The sequence below is a fragment of the Ruania zhangjianzhongii genome, from assembly GCF_008000995.1.
Lineage (GTDB): Bacteria > Actinomycetota > Actinomycetes > Actinomycetales > Beutenbergiaceae > Ruania > Ruania zhangjianzhongii.
The window spans coordinates 802,230-825,330 of the sequence record NZ_CP042828.1; the positions used below are offsets into that span (position 1 = coordinate 802,230).

A 23,101-nucleotide genomic window follows, 5' to 3' on the forward strand; every position below is an offset into this window, starting at 1 on the left:
GTATGTGCCGTTGATCAGCATCATGGTCCGGAGGTGAAGTGTGGTGGGCGTCGTCAGCGTCGACGCCGTGCTTGGCGCGGACAGGTGACACGACAACGGGCAAGGGGTAGCTGGAGCGGGGTGCCGTTGCGGGCAAGGGTCCGGCGCTCGAATGCCGAGCGTCACCCGCCGCCGCCTCCTGCGACCACGACCACGACCACGACCTCATCCAACCGAGCCGTCAGTTCCCGGTCCCGCTGCGCGGAAGCGTGCTGGTACTTGAGCGCCACCGACACATCCGTGTGCCCGCCCCGCTCCAACAGGTCCGCGAGCGTCGCTCCCTGGCGGGCGTACTCGGTCAGCCCGGTGTGCCGCAGGCTGTGGAACCGAAATGTCGGGCGGCCGGCCGCCTTCCGGGCATCGCGCCAGTAGCCGTCGAACGAAGTCTGCGAGATCCGCCGGCCCCGACGCCCAGTTGGCGTGAACACTGGCTCGTCTGACTCCCGAGCGGCATGGGCGTCCAGGTGCTCCCGCAACACCGGCACCAAAGAAGCAGGGATCGCCACCCTGCGGGTGCTCCCGCGCTTGGGTTCGGTCAGCCGCACGGCCTTGGTGTTCCACTGCCGCCGCACGTGCAGGATCGCTCGCTGTGGATCGTCGAGGTGCTCGAGGTCATGGCGTTCCAGCCCGAGCACCTCGCCCAGCCGTAGCGCGCACCACGCTGCCAGCAGCACCGCCGCGCGCAGGTGCTCGGGCATCGCCGCGGCCATCGCTGCCACCTGCTCGGGCGTCGCGATGTCGCCGTCAACCTCATCGGGGCGCACCCGCGACTGCGACGGTGCCTCGGGGAAGGCGAACGAGTCCAGTGCTACGTCCGGTCGCTTGATGGCCGCGTTCAGGCACGAGCGCAGCACCCGCGCGGCGTTCGGTGCCACGCCGTTGGCTCGCGCACCGGGGTGGCGCCGGGACGGCATCGCCCGCAGCGTCGCCAGATGAGCAGCAACTTGCGCCGGCGTGAGATCCACCAGGCGTGTCGCACCTAGCTCGGGCAGCACGTGGGTGCGCAGCACGGACCGGTAGGAGACCACTGTCGAGGGGGAGCGGTCCGGGTTCGCCGCCAGCTCCTCCAGCCACCGCTCCGCCCACTCGCCGAGGGTCAGCCGCTCCGTCTCCGCCCGCACCTCTGCTGCGCGCCGCTCGGCTCGCTGCATGCTCGGCGGGATGAACGTGCCTCGCGCCCGTTCACCCTTCGCGATCTCGAGCGCCGCTCGCGCGTCTCGCACGGTGTCGAAGACGCCGATGCTGTGCGTGCCGCCGTAGGCGTCGATCCGCACTCGGTAGCGCCCGCGGAAGCGGGTGATCCCACGGGGGAGCTTGGCGGCGACCATCTCCGCATCCTCCGCCTCCAGGACGGACACGGCAACCGTGCTGTGTCAGGTATGTGTCAGAAATTTCGGCATATATCGCATATTCCTGCACACCTGTGCACACGAAGCGATCATGAAAAAACCCCGGAATCTAGCCAAAAACTGCTGATTCTGGCGAGATCCCGGGGCTGGCTGGCGGAGGATGGGGGATTCGAACCCCCGAGGGCTTGCACCCAACACGCTTTCCAAGCGTGCGCCATAGGCCACTAGGCGAATCCTCCAAGCGGGTGACATCCTACCCGTTCTCCCGGGCGCGGAGCGAACCGGTGAGCAGTGATGCTCCTGACAGCGCAGCCCAGGCGTTGCCGACGCTCGTGGCCAGCACTCCCGCACGGCAGGTAGACTCAGGCCCAGACCCCTCGTGCGGCGTCATCTCGCTGAACTCCCCCAGGGCCGGAAGGCAGCAAGGGCAGGTGAGCTCTGGCGGGTGCGCGAGGGGTCCTTTCGTGTCCGGAGGAGTCGTCGGCGCCGGGCGGCCCGGCCGTGCACAGGTGGCTGCGCGATGTCAGCGGAGCCGCCTATTGTGAGACGCGTGAGCACCGCCCTGTATCGCCGCTACCGGCCAGAGACGTTCGCCGACGTCATCGGACAAGAGCACGTCACGGGGCCGCTGATGGCCGCGTTGGACAACGGACGGGTCACCCACGCGTACCTGTTCTCCGGTCCGCGCGGCTGCGGGAAGACCACCTCGGCGCGGATCTTCGCGCGCTGTCTGAACTGCGCGCAGGGGCCCACCAGCACCCCCTGCGGAACGTGCGACAGCTGTACGGAGCTGGCCCGTGGCGGTGCTGGTTCGATCGACGTGGTGGAGATGGACGCCGCCTCCCACGGTGGCGTGGACGACGCCCGGGAACTGCGGGAGCGGGCAGCGTTCGCCCCGGCCCGGGACCGGTTCAAGGTGTTCATCATCGACGAGGCGCACATGGTCTCCACCCAGGGCTTCAACGCGCTGCTGAAGCTGGTGGAGGAGCCTCCGCCGCATGTGAAATTCGTGTTCGCCACGACTGAGCCGGAAAAGGTCATCGGCACGATCCGGTCGCGCACGCACCACTACCCGTTCCGGCTGGTGCCGCCGGAGCAGCTCACCGGCTACCTGGAGTCGCTCGCCGAGGCCGAAGGGGTGCAGGTGGATTCCGGGGTGCTGCCGTTGGTGGTGCGTGCCGGTGGCGGATCGGTGCGGGACAGCCTGTCCGTTCTCGATCAGCTCATCGCGGGCACCGACGGCGGCGCACTCGGCTACGAGCGTGCGGTCGCCTTGCTCGGGTTCACCCATGGCACGCTCCTGGACGACACGGTTGACGCGCTCGCGGCGCGGGACGGGGCGAGTCTGTTCCGGGTGGTGGATCGGGTGATCGAGTCTGGTCATGCCCCGCGCCGGTTCGTGGAAGACCTGTTGGAGCGGCTCCGGGATCTGATCGTGGTGCGCGCGGCCGGTGAGCAGGCGGGGAGTGTGTTGCGCGCCGTTCCAGCGGACCAGCTCGAGCGGATGAGAACGCAGGCTTCGCACCTGAGCGCGGCCACCCTCTCTCGCGCGGCGGATCTGGTGAACGAGGCACTCACCGAGATGGCCGGCGCTACCTCGCCGCGGCTCCAGCTCGAGCTGCTCTGCGCTCGGCTACTGCTTCCCGCTGCCGACGACGGTACGGAGGGTTTCGCAGTCCGGCTCGACCGGCTAGAAGGTGCAGTGGGGTCGGGGCAGGGCGGCGCCGGCAGCAGTGCACCGACCAGGGCACCGAGCGCCGCAGTGCCGGCACCTACGCCTGCACCTGCACCGGCAGCTGCGATCCCGCCCGCGGCAGAGCCATCGGCGCCGCATCCCGCCTCGCAACCTGCTGCCACGGCACCCGAGGCTCTCGGGAGGTCTGGCGCTGGTGCGCAGGCTGCCACATCTGATGCCGGCCCACCGGCTGCCGCGCCTGGCGCCGGTGCACCTACCGCCGCGCCGGACGCCGACGGATCCGCTGCCACACCTCCCGCCAGCCCGCCTGCTACTTCGGCACCGACCGGCGAGGAGCTGGCGCCGTCGGGGTCTATGGACCCCGTGGCGGAGGAGTCTGCGGCGCCCCCCGCACCGGAGCGCACGCGGTCTGGAGAGGGTGGGCCGGCTGCGCCGCAGGTCCCGCCCGCTGCACCCGAGAGCCCGCCGACTGCCCCGAGCCCGGCCGCAGCAGCACCCGTATCAGGAGCCGGCGCCGGTGGGCTCAGCACCGCCGAGGTCCGCCGTCGCTGGCCGGAGGTGCTGGATACCTTGGCCCGGATCAAGCGCACCACCTGGGCGCTGATCTCCCAGGACGCACAGATCGTGGATCTGGACGCTGCCACCCTGCAGCTCGGGTTCTCCACGTCGGGTCTGGCGTCGGCGTTCCGCAACGGTCAGCATGCCGACTTCCTGCAGCGAGCCCTGGTGGAGACCCTCGGGCTCGACGTCCGGATCGAGCCGATCGTGGCCGACGGGTCTGCCGGTGCCAGTGGCTTCGGTGGACCGGGTGGCTCCGGTGGCGGATCCAGCGGCTTCGGCGGGCCCGGTGGACCAAGTGGCGGGGCCAGCGGTTCAGGCGGACCGGGAGGGCCAGGTGGCGGGGCCGGCGGACCGGGAGGTCCGCCTGGGGGTGGGTCCGGCGCTGCTGGTCCGGTCGGGAGCGGTCCGGCGGCCAGCTGGGACACGCCGGCTGCCCCGCCGGCGCAGGCCGACCCCTCCTGGGACCCGCCCGCGGCCTCGTCGCCGGGCGGCAGCCCATCGAGTGCGGCCGCGCCCCCGCCGCCCTGGGACGTGACCGAGGAGGACCCCTCCGCAGACTCGGAGGGGGACAGAAACTCCGCAGCCGCACTGCCCGCCGCGGCGGAGCCGTCCGAATCCGGCTCCGCGGGCGAGGCTGTCGCATGGAGTGCGGGGGAGGGAGCAGCCGCTTCGAGCTCACCCGAGGTGTCGCCCGGTTCGAGCCCGACGGACGCGGCGCCTGTTGCGGGTCCGGCGGACGAGGCGACTGGACCGGGAACTACCGGCGGAGCATCACCCGCTGCCACTGCGCCGCCCTGGGATGAGCCGGCATCTCCGCCCGTAAGCGCGGCGGCACCACCGGGTGCCGCACCCGGTGGAGGGGACGCTGCCACCGAAGCGGCTCCCGAGGCCGTCGGCGGGGACCCCACCAAGGATCCGGCCCCCGAGGTCGTCGGCGGGGACCCCACCACGGACGCGGCTCCCGAGGCGGCCGATGCCGGCGAAGCTGGCGGACCCACTCGCGGTGCCTGGTCCGCGCCCGCCGCTCCACCTGCCGCGCCCGGCACTCCACCTGCGGCATCCGACGTTCCACCTGCGGCACCGGACTGGGGTTCCCCCGAGCCCCCCTCGGCGCCGGGGCGGCCCCAAGAACCCCAGCATCCGGCGACGCCGAACCAGGCCGGCGACCCTCCGCCGTCGGGCCCTACCGCCAGCTCCACCTCGCCCCGAGAGCAGGCGCTCGCTGCCGCCCGCGAAGCACGCGGCGCCTCACTCTCCCGGCACACACCGGCGGCCAGCGCACCCGAGGCCCCGGACCCGGGCGCGGACTACGACCCGGACCCCGACGATCCCGACATCGAGTCCACCGGTCTCGCGGGCGCGCCGCTGGTCGCGCGGCTGCTCGGCGGCACCGTGATCGACGAGATCCTCGAATCCCCTGAGGGCGGTGACCGGTGAACGCATACGACGGCGTGGTCCAAGAACTGATCGACGAGCTCGGCCAGCTGCCGGGGGTCGGGCCCAAGAGTGCGCAGCGGATCGCGTTCTACATTCTCGGCGCCGACCCCGAACAGGTCCAGCGCCTCGCCACTGCGCTCACCGAGGTGAAGGCACGGGTCCGGTTCTGCGAGATCTGCGGGAACGTGTCCGAGGAGACCCAGTGCCGGATCTGCCGCGACCCGCGCCGCAACGCCGCCCTGCTCTGTGTGGTCGAGGAGCCCAAGGACGTCGTCGCGATCGAGCGCACCCGGGAGTTCCGTGGCCGCTACCACGTGCTCGGCGGAGCGATCAACCCGATCGACGGCGTGGGCCCGGACGACTTGCGCATCCGGGAGCTGATGACCCGTCTGGCCGACGGCGAGGTCACCGAGATCATCATCGCCACCGACCCGAACGTCGAGGGCGAGGCGACCGCCACCTACCTGGCCCGGATGCTCCGGCCGATGGGGCTCACCGTGTCCCGGCTCGCTTCCGGACTGCCCGTCGGGGGAGACTTGGAGTACGCGGACGAGATCACCCTCGGCCGGGCGTTCGAAGGACGGAGGAGCATCGATGTCTGAGGGACCGGAGCTGGACCAGGACCTGGTGGTGCTCGGCACGGCGCTGGCTGCAGCGTCCGAACAGTACCTGGAGACGGTGCGCAAGGTGGCCTCTGGGGACACTCCGGACGCTGCCATCCCGCTGCTGCTGCTTGCCGCCTCGGACCTCAGTGCCGCGGGTGCGCGCCTCGGCGCGATCGAGGACGTGGTGCCCGCGGAGCGGTTCGAGCCCGACGACGGCCCCGAGGTGGACATCGAGCCCCTGCGCGTCTCCCTCGCCAACGTGCTCGAAGGGATCGACGAGTACCACGAGGTGGACGATCCCCTGGTGGGACCGCAGGTGAGCACCGAGAGTCTCAGCAACGATCTGGCCGACATCGCTCAGGCGCTCTCCGTGGGGCTGCGCCACCACCGGGCCGGGCACGCCTCCGAAGCGCTGTGGTGGTGGCAGTTCTCCTATCTGTCCGAGTGGGGTGAGTCCGCTGCCAGCGCCACCCGGGTGCTGCTCGGCCTGATCGCCCATCTGCGCCTGGACGTGGACGACGAGGTGGCCGCCGAGGCGGAGTTCGACGCCTTGTACATCCCGGACTGAGCGGGGCGGCCGCTGCCGGCTGTGCGCGCTGATTCGGCGCCTAAGCCCGAGCGGTGGTAAGACTTCGCTGTGCCTGATCTCGCCGTGCTCAGCGAGTACTCGTTGACCCTTCCGGGGTCGGCGGGCCTTGAGCTGAGCGCGTGGACGTTGTTGCTGCTCGTGCTGGCGGGCCTGGCGGCAGGATTCGTGGACGCCGTGGTCGGTGGCGGCGGACTGATCCAGCTGCCCACCCTCCTGCTCATCCCCGGGATCAGCCCGGTGCAGGCGCTGGCCACGAACAAGGTCGGCTCGATCCTGGGCACCTCCACCAGTGCGCTCACCTATTACCGGCGGATCCAGCCAGACCTGCGCACGGCCGCGCCGATGGCACTGGCTGCGCTGCTCGCGGCGATCGGCGGCGCCGCGCTGGCCGTGTATCTCCCGGCGGAGGCACTGAAGCCGATCATCATCGTGGTGCTGGTCCTGGTGGCCATCTACGTGGTGGCCAAGCCCAAGGTCGGCACCGCCACCGAGCTGCGCTGGAGCGGGAACCACCACTACGGGATGGCGGTGCTGCTCGGTGCCGTGATCGGCCTCTACGACGGGCTGCTCGGGCCGGGCACCGGCAGCTTCCTGGTGATCGCGCTGGTGAGTGTGCTCGGCTACGCGTTCCTGCCGGCGTCCGCGTTGGCGAAGATCGTGAACTTCGCCACCAACCTGGGCGCGCTGGTGTTCTTCGTCCCGAACGGGGCGGTGCTCTGGGGCATCGGTCTGATGCTCGGGGTGGCGAACATGGTCGGTGCCTATCTTGGTGCGCGCACAGCGGTGGCCCGGGGCAGCCGGTTCATCCGGGTGGCGTTCGTGGTGGTGGTGACGGTGCTGATCGTGCGACTCGTCTGGGACGTGCTGCACGGCGGCTGAGTGCGCGGGGCGTGCGGGCGCGACATCTGCCCGGTCACCCGTTGGCCGCCCGCTCCGCCCGCCTGACGATCTGAGTAGTGGGGCTCGGCTGTCGCTGAGGCCCTTCCGGGCGGAAAATCGGGTTGTGGTCGCCTGTTTACGTCGCGGTACTTTGGTGGTTGACGCCGTGTCTGAGTAGGACGCTGGGAGGTCGTTGTGGGCCCTTCATTGTTGCTTCGAGCACGCGGGTCAGATTCGTTGGTGCCTGATCCTCCCCGGGCGGCCACGCCTATCGGGTTCTCTGGTCAGAGGTGGTGGTGGCGGTGTATGAGGAAGCTGATGATGGTGAGGTAGTTGTCGCGCGGGTGGCCGCGCTGGATGTGGGCAAGGCCGAGGTGGTCGCGTGTGTGCGGATCCCGGGTGAGTCGGGTCGGCGGGTCCAGGAGATCCAGTCTTATTCCACGATGACGGGCTCGTTGTTGGCGATGTGTGATCACTTCCGGTGCGAGCAGGTGTCTCTGGTGGTGATGGAGGCCACCGGGGACTACTGGAAGGCCCCGTTCTATTTGCTGGAGCAGGCGGGGTTCACCGTGTGGGTGGTCAACGCTCGCGATGTCAAGCACCTGCCCGGGCGGGCCAAGACCGACAAGCTGGACGCGGCTTGGTTGTGCAAGGTTGCTGAGCGAAAGATGCTGCGACCGAGTTTCGTTCCACCGGCACCGATTCGGGTGCTGCGGGATCTGACGCGCTATCGGGTCGATCTGATTACCGCGCGCACGGCGGAGAAGCAGCGGGTGGAGAAGGTCCTCGATACTGCCGGGGTCAAGGTCTCGGTCGTGGCCTCGGATATCTTCGGGGTCTCCGGGCGAGCGATGCTGCACGCGCTCATCGATGGTCAGCGCGATCCGAAGGCTCTGGCCGAGTTGGCCAAAGGCAGCCTGCGAGGTTCAGCCAAGCGGGCCGCTCTGGAAGAGGCCTTCACGGCCAGGTTCTTCACCGACCACCATGCCTTCCTGCTGGCCACGATGATGTCCCGGGTGGAGCGTCTGGATGCTGATATCGCTGCCGTGGAGGCCAGGATCGAGGCCGAGCTGGTCCCTTTTGCCGATCAGGTCGCATCCCTGGATGAGATTCCCGGGATCGGACGCCATGCGGCCGCGGCGATCATCGCTGAGATCGGGGTGGACATGAGCCGCTTCCCCACCGCTGGGCACCTGTGCTCGTGGGCCCGATACGCCCCGGTCATCTCCCAGTCCGCGGGTAGGTCCCACGGCAAGAACGCCACCGGTAAAGGCGATCGATACCTCGCCCGCGCCCTGGGCGATGCGGCCGTGAACGCGGCCCGGACCCACACCTTCCTCGGCGAGCGTTACCGCCGCCTGGCACGCCGGCGCGGGAAGTTGCGCGCCAACGTCGCCGTGGGACGCTCCATGCTCGTGATCATCTGGCACCTCCTGTCCGATCCCCAGGCCCGATTCAACGACCTCGGTCCGGACTACTACGAACAACGCATCCGCCCCGACCGGCGCCGCGACAACCACGTCCGCGCCCTACAACAACTCGGCTACTACGTCACCCTCGAAGCCGCCGCCTGAAACCCACCAACCCACCCCAGCACCCGGGTCACGACCCCGGGCGAACCACCCTGCACACCGAACCTACGATTTTCGGGTCAGTACCGTTTGCACATCTGAGGGCCGAAACTTCGGTACTCCGATGTCCAGGAGGTACTCAGATGGATTCGGCACCCGGCGGTGTTGCCAGTCAATCCACAACCCCGGCGGCTATCGCGGACCTGAGTGTGCCGACTGTGATGGCCTCACCTGATGGACGACCTCACACGCAGTGAAAGCAGCGGCGGGCGCGATCGATCCGTCGAGGACGGTCCGATCGGCTCGGCAGCAGAGCACCTTCCGGCCGACCCGCACGGTTTGATCGCCTATGCGGATGCTCTGAGAGCTGGGCAGACCCGCACCCTCTATACCCTGAACCGTGCTGGCTCCCTGCACCGGATCTGGCCCGGGGTCTATCAGGATCTGGCCGCGGGGCGGGGCAATCGTCCCGGAGCGGAAGCCAAGGCGCTGAGCTATCGTCGGCGAGTTCTTGCCGCAGCGCGGCGGCTGCGCGACCCGGTGTTCACCTCGTGGTCGGCGGCTGCCCTGCTGCGACTGCCGATCATCGGGGACTGGCCGGAGGAGGTCTATGTCCTCTCCGGAAGCGCGACCGGTTCCCGGCGTGGCGCCATCGTCCGGGTGGCGACGCGCTCGGGGGCACCGGAGGTGCGGGTCGATGGGGTGCGGGTGACCTCGGTCGAGTACACGATTATCCAGCTGGCCCGGCACGCCCGGCTCGGTGCGGCCCTCGTCGCAGCCGACGCTGCGCTGCGCGATATGCCGTTCCTGGGCGAGCCGCCGCTGACTACGAGGACCAAGCTGTTCGAGATGCACGATCAGCTGCGGCCCTACCACCGCTCCCGGCGGGCAGAAGCTGTGCTGCACCGAGCCACGCACCTCTCGGGCAGTCCGCTGGAGACGGTGAGCCGGCTGGCCATGGAGGAACTGGGATTCGCAGCGCCGCTGCTCCAAGTGTGCATTCCGCTCGAAGGCTGGGCGGACGCTTACCTGGACTTCTACTGGGACGATGATATCGGTGGTGAGTCCGACGGCGACAGCAAGTACACCGCTGGCGACGACAGCGCCGAGACCAGCGCGAGGCTGCTGGCGGAGAAGGCCCGTGAGGACGAGCTGCGGCGCCGGCTGAAGAAACTGGCCAGGTGGGGGTGGCGGGACGCCTGGACGGGCCGGCCGCTGGAACGCAAGCTGCTTCGTGTGGGTGTACCCCGGGTGCGGCCCGCAGTTCCGCGATTCTGGTGAGTCGGCGATCTGAGTCGGCCATCGCGCTGCAGTCTGAGTACCGTTTGCACATCTGAGGGCCGAAACTTCGGTACTCCGATGTCCAGGAGGTACTGACCCGAAAAGCGTAGGTTGGGTGTGCAGGGTGGTTCGCCCGGGGTCGTGACCCGGGTGTTGGGGTGGGTTGGTGGGTTTCAGGCGGCGGCTTCGAGGGTGACGTAGTAGCCGAGTTGTTGTAGGGCGCGGACGTGGTTGTCGCGGCGCCGGTCGGGGCGGATGCGTTGTTCGTAGTAGTCCGGACCGAGGTCGTTGAATCGGGCCTGGGGATCGGACAGGAGGTGCCAGATGATCACGAGCATGGAGCGTCCCACGGCGACGTTGGCGCGCAACTTCCCGCGCCGGCGTGCCAGGCGGCGGTAACGCTCGCCGAGGAAGGTGTGGGTCCGGGCCGCGTTCACGGCCGCATCGCCCAGGGCGCGGGCGAGGTATCGATCGCCTTTACCGGTGGCGTTCTTGCCGTGGGACTTACCCGCGGACTGGGAGATGACCGGGGCGTATCGGGCCCACGAGCACAGGTGCCCAGCGGTGGGGAAGCGGCTCATGTCCACCCCGATCTCAGCGATGATCGCCGCGGCCGCATGGCGTCCGATCCCGGGAATCTCATCCAGGGATGCGACCTGATCGGCAAAAGGGACCAGCTCGGCCTCGATCCTGGCCTCCACGGCAGCGATATCAGCATCCAGACGCTCCACCCGGGACATCATCGTGGCCAGCAGGAAGGCATGGTGGTCGGTGAAGAACCTGGCCGTGAAGGCCTCTTCCAGAGCGGCCCGCTTGGCTGAACCTCGCAGGCTGCCTTTGGCCAACTCGGCCAGAGCCTTCGGATCGCGCTGACCATCGATGAGCGCGTGCAGCATCGCTCGCCCGGAGACCCCGAAGATATCCGAGGCCACGACCGAGACCTTGACCCCGGCAGTATCGAGGACCTTCTCCACCCGCTGCTTCTCCGCCGTGCGCGCGGTAATCAGATCGACCCGATAGCGCGTCAGATCCCGCAGCACCCGAATCGGTGCCGGTGGAACGAAACTCGGTCGCAGCATCTTTCGCTCAGCAACCTTGCACAACCAAGCCGCGTCCAGCTTGTCGGTCTTGGCCCGCCCGGGCAGGTGCTTGACATCGCGAGCGTTGACCACCCACACGGTGAACCCCGCCTGCTCCAGCAAATAGAACGGGGCCTTCCAGTAGTCCCCGGTGGCCTCCATCACCACCAGAGACACCTGCTCGCACCGGAAGTGATCACACATCGCCAACAACGAGCCCGTCATCGTGGAATAAGACTGGATCTCCTGGACCCGCCGACCCGACTCACCCGGGATCCGCACACACGCGACCACCTCGGCCTTGCCCACATCCAGCGCGGCCACCCGCGCGACAACTACCTCACCATCATCAGCTTCCTCATACACCGCCACCACCACCTCTGACCAGAGAACCCGATAGGCGTGGCCGCCCGGGGAGGATCAGGCACCAACGAATCTGACCCGCGTGCTCGAAGCAACAATGAAGGGCCCACAACGACCTCCCAGCGTCCTACTCAGACACGGCGTCAACCACCAAAGTACCGCGACGTAAACAGGCGACCACAACCCGATTTTCCGCCCGGAAGGGCCTCAGCGACAGCCGAGCCCCACTACTCAGACAGCCGTCTGCCGCCGGCGCCCGCCGCCCAGCCACCGCCGCAGCTGCACCCGCACCCGCACCCACACCCGCACCCGGCCCGCCGCCACCGCCATGAGCACAAACTTCCCGGATGGCGGACGGCGAAGAGTCCACCCCTTGGTCCCCCTTAGAATCGAGTGTCTGACTCTCTAGCCCTCAACCCGGAGCGCCCGTGGCACTCATTGTCCAGAAGTTCGGTGGATCGTCCGTTTCTGATGCCGAGAGCATCAAGCGCGTCGCTAGACGGATCGCGCACACGAAGGCGGCTGGTAACGACGTCGTCGTGGTGGTTTCCGCCATGGGCGACACCACCGACGACCTGCTCGACCTCGCCGGGCAGATCACCCCCACCCCGCCCCAGCGCGAGATGGATATCCTGCTCACCGCCGGTGAGCGGATCTCGATGGCGCTGCTGTCGATGGCGATCCACGAGCTGGACGTCGACGCGCAGGCCTTTACCGGGCAGCAGGCCGGGGTGATCACCGACACCTCCTACGGCAACGCCCGCATCATCGACGTCTCGCCGAGCCGCATCCAGCGCACGCTGGACGAGGGCGCCGTGGCGATCGTGGCCGGCTTCCAGGGGGTCACCCAGTTCACCAACGACGTCACCACCCTCGGTCGTGGCGGCTCGGACACCACCGCAGTCGCGCTCGCCGCAGGGCTCGAGGCCTCGGTCTGCGAGATCTACACCGACGTCGACGGCCTGTTCACGGCCGACCCGCGCATCGTGCCTAGCGCACGGCGCATCGACCGCATCTCCACGGAGGAGACCCTGGAGCTGGCGGCCCACGGCGCGAAGATCCTGCATCTGCGCGCTGTCGAGTACGCCCGCCGCTACCAGGTGCCCATCCACGTGCGTAGCTCGTTCTCCGAGAACGAAGGCACGCTCGTGATCGATAACGACGAAGAAGGACCTATGGAACACCCGCTCATCTCCGGTGTGGCGCACGACAGCTCCCAGGCCAAGATCACCGTCGTCGGTGTCCCGGACGTTCCCGGCAGCGCGGCCCAGCTCTTCGAAGCCGTGGCCGCCGCGGGCGTGAACATCGACATGATCGTGCAGAACGTCTCCGTGCACCACTCCGGCGTCACCGACATCTCCTTCACTCTGCCGCACGAGCAGGGCGAGGCCGCGCGCACCGCGTTGGAGGCGATGGCCGCCAAGCACGGCTACGCCGACGTCAAGTATGACGACGGCGTGGGCAAGGTCTCCCTGGTCGGCGCCGGGATGCGGTCGCACCCAGGCGTCTCCTCCCGGCTGTTCTCCGCGCTGTACGAGGCGGGGATCAACATCGAGATGATCTCCACCTCCGAGATCCGGATCTCCGTGGTCACCCGCAGCGAGGACCTGCCGGAGGCAGTGCGCGCCATCCACACCGCGTTCGACCTGGACGCGTCCGAGGTCGAAGCCGTGGTCTACGGCGGATCGGGGCGATGAACATGGGCCTGACTCTCGCCGTCGTCGGCGCCACCGGGCAGGTCGGCAAGGTCCTGCGCGACCTGCTCGCCGAACGCGACTTCCCGCTGGAGACCATCCGCTACTTCGCCTCCGCCCGCTCCGCCGGTAAGACCTTGGACTGGCGCGGGCAGCCGGTGGTGGTCGAGGACGTGGCCACAGCGGACCTGTCCGGGATCGACATCGCCCTGTTCTCCGCCGGTGGCGCGACCTCCCGCGCCCAGGCCGAACGGTTCGCCGAGGCCGGGGCCACTGTGGTGGACAACTCCTCCGCCTGGCGGATGGACCCCGATGTGCCGCTCGTGGTGGCCGAGGTCAATCCGGAGGCGATCGATCAGGCCCGCAAGGGCATCATCGCCAACCCGAACTGCACCACGATGGCCGCAATGCCGGCGCTGAAGGTGCTCGACGCCGAGGCCGGTCTGCAGCGGCTGATCGTCTCCACCTACCAGGCGGTCTCCGGTAGCGGGCTGGCCGGGGTGAGCGAGCTCGAGGGTCAGCTCCGCGCGTCGATGGACCAGGACCTGACCGCCCTGGTGCGGGACGGATCCGCCGTCACCGTGCCCGAACCGGAGACCTACGTGGCACCGATCGCGCACAACGTGATCGCGCTGGCCGGCAAACTGGTCGACGACGGCTCCGGGGAGACCGACGAGGACCAGAAGCTGCGCAACGAGTCCCGCAAGATCCTCGACCTGCCGGACCTGCTGGTCTCCGGCACCTGCGTGCGGGTGCCGGTGTTCACCGGGCACGCGCTCTCCATCAACGCCGAGTTCGCCCGGTCGATCAGCCCGGAGCAGGCTCGGGAGCTGCTCGCCACCGCACCCGGGGTGGAGCTGGCCGATGTGCCTACTCCGCTGATGGCCGCGGGGAAGGATGCCACGTTCGTGGGCCGGATCCGACAGGATCCAGGTGCACCGGACGGCCGCGGTCTGGCGATGTTCGTGGCCGGTGACAACCTGCGCAAGGGTGCCGCCCTGAACACGATCCAGATCGCCGAGCTGGTGGCTGCGAAGCGCTGATCCGCTGTGCCGGCCGCTTACCGCACGATCACCGGCGAGGCTGTCGCCGAGATCGAAGCCAAGCGCTCCGTGTTCCGCGCGACGCTCGCCCGGGCCGGCTCCGAGGAGCAGGCCCGGGCGCTGATCGAACGGGTGCGCTCGGCGCACCGGGATGCCCGGCATCACTGCACGGCCATGGTGATCGGTCCGCAGGGCCGTCTGCAGCGCACTAACGACGACGGTGAGCCGGCCGGGACTGCCGGCTCACCGATGCTTGAGGTGCTGCGCGGCGAGGATCTCTCGGATGTGGTCGCGGTGGTCACCCGATGGTTCGGTGGCACTCTGCTCGGCACCGGGGGACTGGTGCGGGCCTACTCCGATGCGGTGCGGGCCGCGGTGGCGGGCGCCCAGGTGGTGCGGCGCGAGCCGGTGGAGATCTACCAGCTGGCCCTGCCGCATGCCGTCGCCGGCCGGGTGGAGCACGAGCTCCGCTCCCGGGGACTGGACCTTCGCGTGGACTATGGGGAGCAGGCTGTCCTCCGGTTCGGGGTGGGTGTCGAGGAGGCCGACGGCGTAGCCGCCCTGGTTGCGCAGGTCACCGGGGGAGGGGTGTTGGGTGATCCGGTCGATTGCGGCTGGACCGACCACCCTGTCTGACCGGAAGCCCCTGCCCGCCCTCTGCCTGGACGCCGTCTTCCTGGACGCCGTCTGACTGGGCGCCCCAGCCCGCCCTCTGAACGGGCGCCCCAGCCCGCCCCCAACTTCGGGGACGCCCCGCGGTGCGGCGTGCGAGCCGATCGTGCCGCGCGATCGAGCGCGTGCGCGGGGTGACTATATGTTCGTGTAAGGGCTGTGTAAGGACGCCCTGGCAACGTCGAGGATGCCAACATCGTCTACCGAAAGGAATGTCTGGTCATGACCGCATCTCGAGTGCGCCGAACCCTCACCGGGGTCTTGGCGTCCTTGGCACTTTCCGTGACTGCCGTCGTCGGAGTCTCGGGTGCCGCTCAGGCCCAGGATGGGCCGAGCGCGCAGGCGACTCACGGCTGCCCCAGCGGCGCCGTGTGCATCTATCCCGACGACAGCTGGAACGGCGGCCAGCCGTCGCACGCCTTCTACAGCTACGGGGGCCACAACTTCTCCAACCAGTTCGGAGACCACCGCGTCTTCAACAACCAGCACAGTGGCGCCATGGCGTGGGTGTGCTGGGGCCAGGGCGGGACGTCGTGCCCGACCTACATCTGGCCCGGCTACTACCGGGACATGAACCTGACCCCGTTCAACTCCGTGCTGCTGACTCGGTAATCGAACCTCACCCCTCGCGAGCTCTCGCCAGCGCGGCCGTACTGCGCGCCCATGCCGCGGGATCGAGCGCACGCGAGGGGTGGGCCAGGTCTACGCTCGACCTCCATGGCGACCTTCACCGGTGAAGACGATCTCGAACGGGCCCAGTTCCGCGGCACCAGCCTACGCGGGGCGCGGTTCGTGGCGTGCGACCTGTCCGGGGTGGTGGCCCGAGCGGTCGACCTGGACGGTGCCGACCTCGATTCGCCTTGGCTGATGGAGGGCGGTGCTTCGCTAACGGTCAATGGCGTGGATGTGGTGCCGTTCATCGAGGCCGAGCTGAACCGGCGCTTCCCCGGCCGGGAGCAGCGCCAGGCTGCCGACCCGGACGGGCTACGCAACGCCTGGGCGGCACTGGAACGGACCTGGACAACCACGATGGACCGGGCGGCGCAACTGCCTCCCGGCACCGTTGAGGTCTCGGTCGACGGCGAGTGGTCGTTCGCGCAGACGCTACGGCACCTGGTGATGGCCACCGACACCTGGCTGGGTAAGGCCGTTCTGGAGCTTCAAAGCCCGTACCACCCGATCGGGCAGCCGGACGCCTCGTTCGGTGATCCGAGCTCGGTGTTCGACTCCGGTACGCCGCGATACCAGGACGTGCTCGAGGTCCGGGCAGCGCGGCAGGCGATGGTGCGCGACTTCCTCGCCACCGTGACCGCTGGCGAGCTCAACGCCGAGCGGCGCAACCCGCACGCTCCGCAGTACCCCGAGACCGTGCTGTCCTGCCTGCACACTATCCTCGAGGAGGAGTGGGCCCACCACCAGTACGCGGTCCGGGACCTGACGGCGATCGAGAACGACGGCGCTCGCTGATCCGATCCGCCGGTGCGGACCGGACTGCCTGTGCGGACGGTGCTGTTGCGGACGGTGCTGCCTGTGCCGACTGTGAAGCATGTGCGGATCGACCCGATCGTGTTCGCACACACTCAGCCGGCAGAACCGACTCGGTGGCCCTCCTCCTGGGCGCCGGGAACCGGTGGAGCCGGCACTCTGCGGAGCAACAGACCGGTACCGATGGCCGCGACCGCGAGCACGGCCGCGCCCACCAGTGCGGCGACCGTGAAGCCCTCGGTGTAGGCGGTGAAGGCCTGCTGGAGGAGCGGCGTGGCGAGATGCTCCGGCAGCTCCTGGGCAACGGCAACAGCACCTCCGATGGTGTCGGCCGCCGCAGCGCTCACCTGCTCGGCCACATCGGGGTGGTCAGTCATCGAGGTGCGGTAGACAGCCCCGGTGACGGTGCCCAGGACAGCGATGCCGACTGCTCCGCCGAACTCGCTGCTCGTCTCGGCGAGCGCGGATGCGGCCCCGGCGTCCTCCGGTGGTGCGGTGGTCAGCACCAGGGAGGTCGCGAGGGTGGCGGTCAGGCCGACGCCGAGGGTCAGTGCGCTGTAGCCGGCGACGAGCATCCCGATGTGCGAGCTCGGGGTGACGAGGCTGATGCCGGCAAACCCACCGGCCGCGATCAGCAGCCCGAGCGGAACCAGCGTTCTGGCGGAGATCGTGCGCGCGAGCACGGAGGCACCTGCCACTCCGATGAAGCTGCCCGCCACCGTGGGCAGCATCCACACTGCGGCGGCGAACGGCGCGTAGTCCAGCACAGTCTGCGTGTAGCTCGCGGCCAGCAGCCCCATCCCGGCGGCGGCGAACACGACCGCACCATTGGAGATGATCGAGCCCGCGAAGGCGGGACGTCGGAGCAGCCGGATGTCGATCATGGGCCGGTCGGCCTTCAGCTGGCGAGCAACGAAGAGCCCGCCGAAGCCGGCACCGATCACGATCGGCGCCACTGCGGTCCAATCCGCACCACGCTCGGCTGCCGTTTTGATGCCGTAGACCACGGGCAGGATGGACATCAGTGACAGCACGGCGCTGAGGAGGTCGAACTTTCCTGGCGTCGGATCACGAGACTCGCGGATGAGTACCGGTGCCACGAGCAGCAGCAGCACCATCACGGGCACGTTGATCAAGAAGACCGAGCCCCACCAGAAGTGCTCCAGGAGGAGGCCGCCGACGATCGGGCCGACCGAGACCCCACCGATGAACGCACTGGTCCAGATGCCGACGGCGATGCGTCGCTGGGAGTCGTCGAGAAACATTCCGCGGATGAGCGAGAGGGTGGACGGCGCCAGGGTGGCGCCACCCAGACCGAGGAGCGCGCGTGCAGCAATCAACAGCTGGGCACTGGTGGCAAAGGCGGCCAGCGCCGACGCAGCGCCGAACGCCGCCGCCCCGATGAGCAGCAGTCTGCGCCGCCCGATCCTGTCGCCGAGGCTACCCATGGTGATCAGCAGTCCCGCCATCATGAAGCCGTAGATGTCCATGATCCAGAGGAACTGGGTGGCGCTCGGCTGCAGATCGGCACTGATCCACGGCGAAGCCATGAACAGCACCGACAGGTCCATCGAGGCCAGGAGCGCGGGGAGCACGAGCACCGCCATGCCGAGCCAGTCCCGGACCGAGGCCTGGGTGGGCATTGACCCGCTCATCGAGCACCGCCCGCGATGCTCTTTGCGGTCGCCAGCAGCCTGGCCCGTTCCTCGGGACCGATGTGGTGGCCATCGACCATGACGGTGTGGATGCGCTGGGTGTTGCGGATGTCGGCTAGAGGATCGGCATCAAGGATGAGCAGATCCGCGACCCGCCCGGCTTGGACAGTGCCTGCCCAGTGGTCGCGGCCCAGGTACCTGGCCGGTTCCAGGGTGGCGCACTGCAGCGCCCGGAGCGGGGACAGGCCGGCAGCGACGAGTTCCGCCAGCTCGGTGTGCAGGCTGAACCCCGGAATCAGGCCGGGCGCTACCGAGTCGGTCCCGGCGAGCAGACGCACTCCCGCCTGCTCCATCGCGCCCACCGTCGCGCGCCGCCACTGGAGCAGCTCGCGTCCCCGGGCCGCCTCCTGCACGGATCGACCACCGTTGCAGTAGATGTGCGTCCGCAGGAAGTCCCAGGACTCCGGGGTGTGCGGAACCAGGTACTCCATCCTGGGGTCGCCGAGCGTGATCAAGTCCGGCCGGTCGACCACTGCGTGCACGGCGAGGGTCGGCGTGTAGGCGACCTCCGCGGCGACCAGGCGCTCGAAGACGCCGGCCGCGCGGGCAGGGTCGTAGGCCGCGACCGCCTCCCACTCGATCTCGCTGACCCGCTTCATCCAGCTGCCCAGGTGGAACTCGGGGGACGTCTCGATCCGGGCCATGGCCGCCTCGAGCCGCTCGATCTGCGGCGAGGCCGCTGGCCAGAGGCCACCGAACATGTGCTCGAAGGAACGCTGACCAGATTCGATCTGCTCGCCGAACGGCACGTTGTCCGACCGGTGGCCGGCCACCACGATGTCTCGCCGGCGCGCCTCGGCAAGGATCGCCCAGTAGGCATCCGGGGCCAGCCGCGAGTACACCTTGATGAAGTCCGCCCCAGCCTCGATCGCCTCGGCCACCGCTCGGCGCGCCTGTTCGGGCGAGGTGATCGTCACCACCGGCGCATCAGGGACATCGGACCAGAGGGCGGGGGCGCCGTCGAGGAGCTGGCTGGCGATGGTCATCCGCGGCCCGAGCAGCTCGCCGGACTCGATCTTCTGCCGAATCTGGTGCAGCACCGGCCGCCCCCACATCTCCCGGACGGCGGTCACGCCGTTGGCGATGTACAAGCTGGCGAAGTGCCTGGGGTCCTCGGTCTCAGACTCACTGTGCACATGCATATCGGTGAGTCCTGGGATGAGGTGCTTGCCGTGGACGTCATGCACCTGCACACCCGCCGGGACGGGCACCTGCGCGGCGGGCCCCACGGTGGTGATCATCCGGTCGGCGACTATCACGGTCTGGTTCGGGCGCGGCGGGGCGCCGGTGGCGTCGACCACCGTAGCGCCCACGTAGGCGTGTAGTTGAGCGGTCATGCGTACACCGTATTGATGTACTAGCCCCGAACCAGAGGGAGGCAGTGCACCGCATCGGGCCTCCACCAAAGCGCACTATCAGCTGACCGGAACGGAGCTGGCCGCCGGCCAACTGCACTAGTACGATCGGGAGGGTGTCCGCACCGCACCAGCAGCCCTCGCAGCGCATTGCGGCAGCACTGCGAGAGAAGATCACCACCGGCGAGCTCCGCCCCGGTGATCGGGTTCCGTCCACCCGCCAGCTGGTCCGTGACTGGGGAGTGGCGATGGCGACGGCGAGTCGTGCCCTTGCCCTGCTCCAGGAGGAGGGCATGGTGACCTCCCGGACGGGTTCGGGCACAGTGGTCCGTGGCACCCCGGCGCCGGCTCCGCCACCCCTGACCCGCACGCGCATCCTCGCGGTAGCGGTCCGGCTCGCCGACCGCGAGGGCCTGGAGGCGGTGTCGATGCGCCGACTGGCCGGTGCACTGAAAGTGGCACCGATGTCGCTCTACCGGTACGTCGCCGGTCGCGATGAGCTGGAGACGTTGATGGTCCGGGCGGTGTTCCGGTCCAGCCCGCTGCCCGACCCGATGCCGCCAGGGTGGCGGCGGCGACTGGAAACGGTCTATCAGCTGCAGTGGCAGCTGTACCGGTCCCACCCCTGGCTAGCCGAGCTGACCTTGGTGACCCGCCCACCACTCGCGCCGGAGGCGATGCTGCACACCGAATGGACGCTTGAAGCGCTCGCCGAGCTGCCGTTGGACCGAGCGGCACGGATCCGCACGGCACTGGCCCTGCCGGCCCTGGTGCACGGCCTGGCGCTGGGAGCTCTGCACGAGGTCCGAGCCGAGCAGCTGAGCCACCTGCGCAACGAGGAGTGGTGGGCGACCATCGAGGCCGAGGCAGCCGAGATGCTCCTGGGTCCCGACTTCCCCCGACTTGGCGAACTCGATGCGTTCCCGGCCCACGCCTTCGGCCTCACCGGGCTGGACGAGGCGTTCGAGCTCGCGCTCGGGCACTACCTGGACGGACTGGCGGCCTGGCATCCCGCACCTTGACCGCGGCGCGGTACCTCGATCGCAGGGAGCGCTTCGCTCAGGGCTGGATCGGGCGCTCGCGCTCGGAGTCGCCGGCGGTGCCGCAGCGTCAGCCGCCGAGGTGCCGGGCCACGAAGTCGAGCTCGAGGTGCATCTGCCGCACACGCTCGTCGTCGACCATCGAGGAGTGCCCGGCATCGTAGGTGTCCAGCTCCACGGTGCCGCCGTGCTCGCGCAGCATGCCGACATAGTTCTCGATCTGCCGCAGCGGGCAGCGCGGATCGTTCTTCCCGGCCAGGATCAGCACCGGCGCTGCCACCTGGCCCACATAGGTCAGCGGTGAGGACCGCCGGTAGGCCTCCGGCGCCTCGGCCGGCGACCCGCCGAACAAGGACCGGTCGAACGCCTTCAACGACTCCGTCTCGTCGGCGTAGGCGGCCTCGTAGTCAGCCACCGGAACTCCCGCCAGGCCGAGCCGCCATCGCTCCGGCTGGATGCCCAGCCCCAGCAGCACCAGGTACCCGCCCCAGGAGGCGCCGGCCAGGATCGACCGGTCGCGGTCCAGCACCCCCTCAGCGCAGAGCGCTTCGTGCACGGCGGCGATATCGGCCAGCTCGGTGTGCCCCACCTGCCCGGTGAGCGCGTCCCGCCAGGCACTGCCGTACCCGGTCGAGCCCCGGTAGTTCACCGAGAGCACCGCGTAGCCGTGGTCCACCCAGGCCGCGGCATAGGGGGAGAAGGAGTCGGAGTCGTGCGCGCTCGGCCCACCGTGCACGTCCACCACCACCGGGCAAGGCGCACTCACCCCTGGCGGGCGGCGCAGCAGCGCATGGATCCGCCCGCCGGGGCCGTCCGCCCACACATCCTCCACGCCCACCGACGGCGGCACCCAGCTCCCGCTCAGCTGCACCAGCGCCTGCCCGCTGCGGCCGCTGATCACCTCCCGCGGTTCGCCCGCCGAGGACCGCGCCACCCAGACATCCCCGTCCGGGCGGGCGGTCGCCGCTGAGACCGTGCCGATCGCCGAACCGACCTGCCGCACCGACCCATCGGCCAGGTCGTAGCGGTAGAGCAGGGTCCGGGCCTCATGGTCGATCGCCACCAGCACCGACCGGCAGTCCGGGTACCAGTGCGCATCCGCCACATCTCCCGGCAACCCCAGGTCCAACGGCCGGAGCAGGGAGGTGGCGACGTCCCAGATCATCAGCCGGGCATACCCGGTGCGCTCATGACTGACCAGCAGCCGGGTATCACCCGGGCGCGGTGCGAACGCCAACGCCCACAGACCAAGGCCGGGTCCGTCGTCGAGCTCGGCCACCGGAGCACCGGTGTCCACCCGCAGCACCCGCAGCGCCGGGTGGATGGAGTCGCCGCGCTCGGAGTGCTCGATCGCCACCAGGTTGCCGTCCTGGCTCAGCGCTGCCACCTCGGCATCCTGCCGGTGCGCGTACAGCAGCCGCGGTTCGGTACCGGCCGAGACCGGGCCCACATACACAGCATGGATCTGCGTGCCGTAGCTCTCGTCGCTGCGGCCGATGACGGCGGTCCCGTCGGCGGCGAGCAGCAGTCCGGCGTCGTAGGCCGCGGGCAGGGCGATCGGACGCTGGGTACGAGTCTGTGCCGGGGAGTCGAACGGCTGGCGCCGCCAGACCCCGTGCTCGTTGCCGTCGGTGTCGTCGAACCACCAGACCCAGTCCCCGCGCGGGTCGATGAGGGCCTCGGTGGTGCCCTGCGGCCGGTCGGTGGCGCGCACCATCCGTTGCGCCGACGGCGTCCAGGAGTGCACCTGCTGCACCCCGCCCGCCGTGGCAACCACCACGGCGCGATCCGGATTCAGCGTGGCCCAGTCCGGCAGGGCGACCCGCCGGGCCCGGAACCGCCGCTCCCAGTCCGGCGGCGGCCAGTCGGTCACTGCTGCCTGCGCATCCGCACGATCAGAGCGGTGACGCCACCGATCACGGCCAGCGCGATGACCACGAAGATCGCGATCTGAGCACCGGATGTGCCGCCGTCGTCCGCGGTACCTGCCCCGGCCTGCGCATCGGCGGCATCAGAGGCATCCGCCTCGGCCTGGTCACCCTCGCTGCCGTCGCTGCCGTTCTCCCCAGCGCCGGCGTCCTCGGACGCCGTGGCATCGTCCGGGCTCTCGCTCGGCGGTTCCTCACTCTCGGCCGCCTCCTCAGTGGGCTCCTCTGCGCCGGCACCACCGGTCGCCGCACTCTCGGTCAGGGTGAAGGTCAGCTCGCCGTCGATCGGGTGCCCGTCCGCGGAGACCGCCCGCCAGGTGACGCTGTACTGGCCGGCGGCCAGCTCGTCGGACAGCTGCCGGGTCACCTCGGCACCGTCGATCTCGGTCTCCCCGCCCGCGGCGTCCTCACCGTCCGGTCCGGAGATCACGATGTCCGTGCCCAGATCGGTGATGTTCTCGTTGAAGGTCAGCACGACGGCGTCCGGCGCCTCGTCGAGCTCGGCCCCGTCCTCGGGGGTCGACGAGAGCAGAGACGAGTGCGCTGCCGCCGGGAGTGCGGTCAGCCCAGCGAGCAGCAGGGCGCCGAACGTCGCCAGAGCGAGCAGCGGGAGCAGCCGGAAGGTGGGCCGCTGGTGAGCGACAGCGGAGTGGAGGGCCATGGCACCAGCCTACGACCGACGGCGGGGGCCACTGCACCAGCCGACGACCGACCAAGGAG

Annotated in this window: 18 protein-coding genes, 1 tRNA gene and 1 other RNA gene; 13 read left to right on the forward strand and 7 right to left on the reverse strand. The window is 69.6% G+C overall.

The window, feature by feature from the left end:
- Positions 1 to 161 precede the first annotated feature (161 nt).
- On the reverse strand, positions 162 to 1,397 hold the full coding sequence (locus tag FU260_RS03750; protein ID WP_147915845.1) for a tyrosine-type recombinase/integrase: 1,236 nt from the start codon (positions 1,395 to 1,397) through the stop codon (positions 162 to 164).
- Positions 1,398 to 1,539: 142 nt separating this feature from the next.
- Positions 1,540 to 1,627 (reverse strand) — tRNA-Ser (locus tag FU260_RS03755).
- A gap of 129 nt (positions 1,628 to 1,756) precedes the next feature.
- On the opposite strand from FU260_RS03755, the gene ffs reads away from it, so the two are divergent.
- The 7 genes from ffs (at position 1,757) to FU260_RS03790 (ending at position 10,007) form a co-directional block, all read left to right on the forward strand.
- Positions 1,757 to 1,853: signal recognition particle sRNA small type (gene ffs, locus FU260_RS03760), an RNA gene on the forward strand.
- 85 nt (positions 1,854 to 1,938) lie between these two features.
- Complete coding sequence (locus FU260_RS03765) at positions 1,939 to 5,082, forward strand: DNA polymerase III subunit gamma and tau (RefSeq protein WP_235912384.1); 3,144 nt, start codon at positions 1,939 to 1,941, stop codon at positions 5,080 to 5,082.
- Positions 5,079 to 5,684 carry a recombination mediator RecR gene (recR, locus tag FU260_RS03770; RefSeq protein ID WP_147915847.1) on the forward strand — a complete coding sequence of 202 codons (606 nt, stop codon included), beginning with the start codon at positions 5,079 to 5,081 and terminating at the stop codon, positions 5,682 to 5,684. The genes FU260_RS03765 and recR overlap by 4 nt, the downstream gene beginning before the upstream one ends.
- The gene (locus tag FU260_RS03775) at positions 5,677 to 6,255 is read left to right on the forward strand and encodes a DUF5063 domain-containing protein (RefSeq protein ID WP_147915848.1); all 579 of its coding nucleotides are present in this window, start codon (positions 5,677 to 5,679) and stop codon (positions 6,253 to 6,255) included. Before recR ends, FU260_RS03775 begins: the two co-directional genes overlap by 8 nt.
- 69 nt (positions 6,256 to 6,324) lie before the next feature.
- Positions 6,325 to 7,155, forward strand: a complete 831-nt coding sequence (locus tag FU260_RS03780) for a TSUP family transporter (RefSeq protein WP_413038349.1) — start codon at positions 6,325 to 6,327, stop codon at positions 7,153 to 7,155.
- A gap of 302 nt (positions 7,156 to 7,457) precedes the next feature.
- Positions 7,458 to 8,729: an IS110 family RNA-guided transposase gene (locus FU260_RS03785; protein WP_147915849.1), complete on the forward strand. Its 1,272-nt coding sequence runs from the start codon at positions 7,458 to 7,460 to the stop codon at positions 8,727 to 8,729.
- A gap of 231 nt (positions 8,730 to 8,960) precedes the next feature.
- On the forward strand, positions 8,961 to 10,007 hold the full coding sequence (locus FU260_RS03790) for a hypothetical protein (protein WP_147915850.1): 1,047 nt from the start codon (positions 8,961 to 8,963) through the stop codon (positions 10,005 to 10,007).
- A 173-nt stretch (positions 10,008 to 10,180) separates the two neighbouring features.
- Here FU260_RS03790 and FU260_RS03795 read toward each other — a convergent pair whose 3' ends face one another.
- Positions 10,181 to 11,452: an IS110 family RNA-guided transposase gene (locus tag FU260_RS03795; protein ID WP_147915851.1), complete on the reverse strand. Its 1,272-nt coding sequence runs from the start codon at positions 11,450 to 11,452 to the stop codon at positions 10,181 to 10,183.
- Positions 11,453 to 11,877: 425 nt separating this feature from the next.
- Between FU260_RS03795 and FU260_RS03800 the strand changes: the two genes are divergently transcribed.
- The 5 genes from FU260_RS03800 to FU260_RS03820 all read left to right on the forward strand — a co-directional run bounded on the left by FU260_RS03800 (position 11,878) and on the right by FU260_RS03820 (position 16,325).
- Entirely contained in the window at positions 11,878 to 13,146 is a 1,269-nt protein-coding gene (locus tag FU260_RS03800) for an aspartate kinase (protein ID WP_147915852.1), read from the forward strand.
- Complete coding sequence (locus tag FU260_RS03805) at positions 13,143 to 14,186, forward strand: aspartate-semialdehyde dehydrogenase (RefSeq protein WP_147915853.1); 1,044 nt, start codon at positions 13,143 to 13,145, stop codon at positions 14,184 to 14,186. The genes FU260_RS03800 and FU260_RS03805 overlap by 4 nt, the downstream gene beginning before the upstream one ends.
- A 6-nt stretch (positions 14,187 to 14,192) precedes the next feature.
- Entirely contained in the window at positions 14,193 to 14,822 is a 630-nt protein-coding gene (locus FU260_RS03810; RefSeq protein WP_147915854.1) for an IMPACT family protein, read from the forward strand.
- A gap of 258 nt (positions 14,823 to 15,080) precedes the next feature.
- Positions 15,081 to 15,470: a hypothetical protein gene (locus FU260_RS03815; protein ID WP_210418199.1), complete on the forward strand. Its 390-nt coding sequence runs from the start codon at positions 15,081 to 15,083 to the stop codon at positions 15,468 to 15,470.
- Between the two features lie 105 nt (positions 15,471 to 15,575).
- Complete coding sequence (locus tag FU260_RS03820; protein WP_147915855.1) at positions 15,576 to 16,325, forward strand: DinB family protein; 750 nt, start codon at positions 15,576 to 15,578, stop codon at positions 16,323 to 16,325.
- A 113-nt stretch (positions 16,326 to 16,438) separates the two neighbouring features.
- Here FU260_RS03820 and FU260_RS03825 read toward each other — a convergent pair whose 3' ends face one another.
- Together FU260_RS03825 and FU260_RS03830 are read right to left on the reverse strand one after the other, a co-directional pair.
- A complete protein-coding gene (locus FU260_RS03825) occupies positions 16,439 to 17,986 on the reverse strand; it encodes an MFS transporter (protein WP_235912415.1) in 1,548 nt (515 codons plus the stop codon).
- 8 nt (positions 17,987 to 17,994) lie between these two features.
- Positions 17,995 to 19,395 (reverse strand): amidohydrolase family protein, encoded by a 1,401-nt coding sequence (locus tag FU260_RS03830; RefSeq protein WP_147915857.1) that lies wholly within the window; start codon positions 19,393 to 19,395, stop codon positions 17,995 to 17,997.
- A 134-nt stretch (positions 19,396 to 19,529) separates the two neighbouring features.
- Here FU260_RS03830 and FU260_RS03835 point away from each other — a divergent pair, with 134 nt between their 5' ends.
- Positions 19,530 to 20,435, forward strand: coding sequence for a GntR family transcriptional regulator (locus FU260_RS03835; protein ID WP_147915858.1), 906 nt, complete (start codon positions 19,530 to 19,532; stop codon positions 20,433 to 20,435).
- A gap of 88 nt (positions 20,436 to 20,523) precedes the next feature.
- Here the strand turns inward: FU260_RS03835 and FU260_RS03840 are convergent, their stop codons facing one another.
- Together FU260_RS03840 and FU260_RS03845 are read right to left on the reverse strand one after the other, a co-directional pair.
- Positions 20,524 to 22,326 carry a prolyl oligopeptidase family serine peptidase gene (locus FU260_RS03840; protein ID WP_147915859.1) on the reverse strand — a complete coding sequence of 601 codons (1,803 nt, stop codon included), beginning with the start codon at positions 22,324 to 22,326 and terminating at the stop codon, positions 20,524 to 20,526.
- Complete coding sequence (locus FU260_RS03845; protein WP_147915860.1) at positions 22,323 to 23,042, reverse strand: copper resistance CopC family protein; 720 nt, start codon at positions 23,040 to 23,042, stop codon at positions 22,323 to 22,325. The genes FU260_RS03840 and FU260_RS03845 overlap by 4 nt, the downstream gene beginning before the upstream one ends.
- Positions 23,043 to 23,101 lie beyond the last annotated feature (59 nt).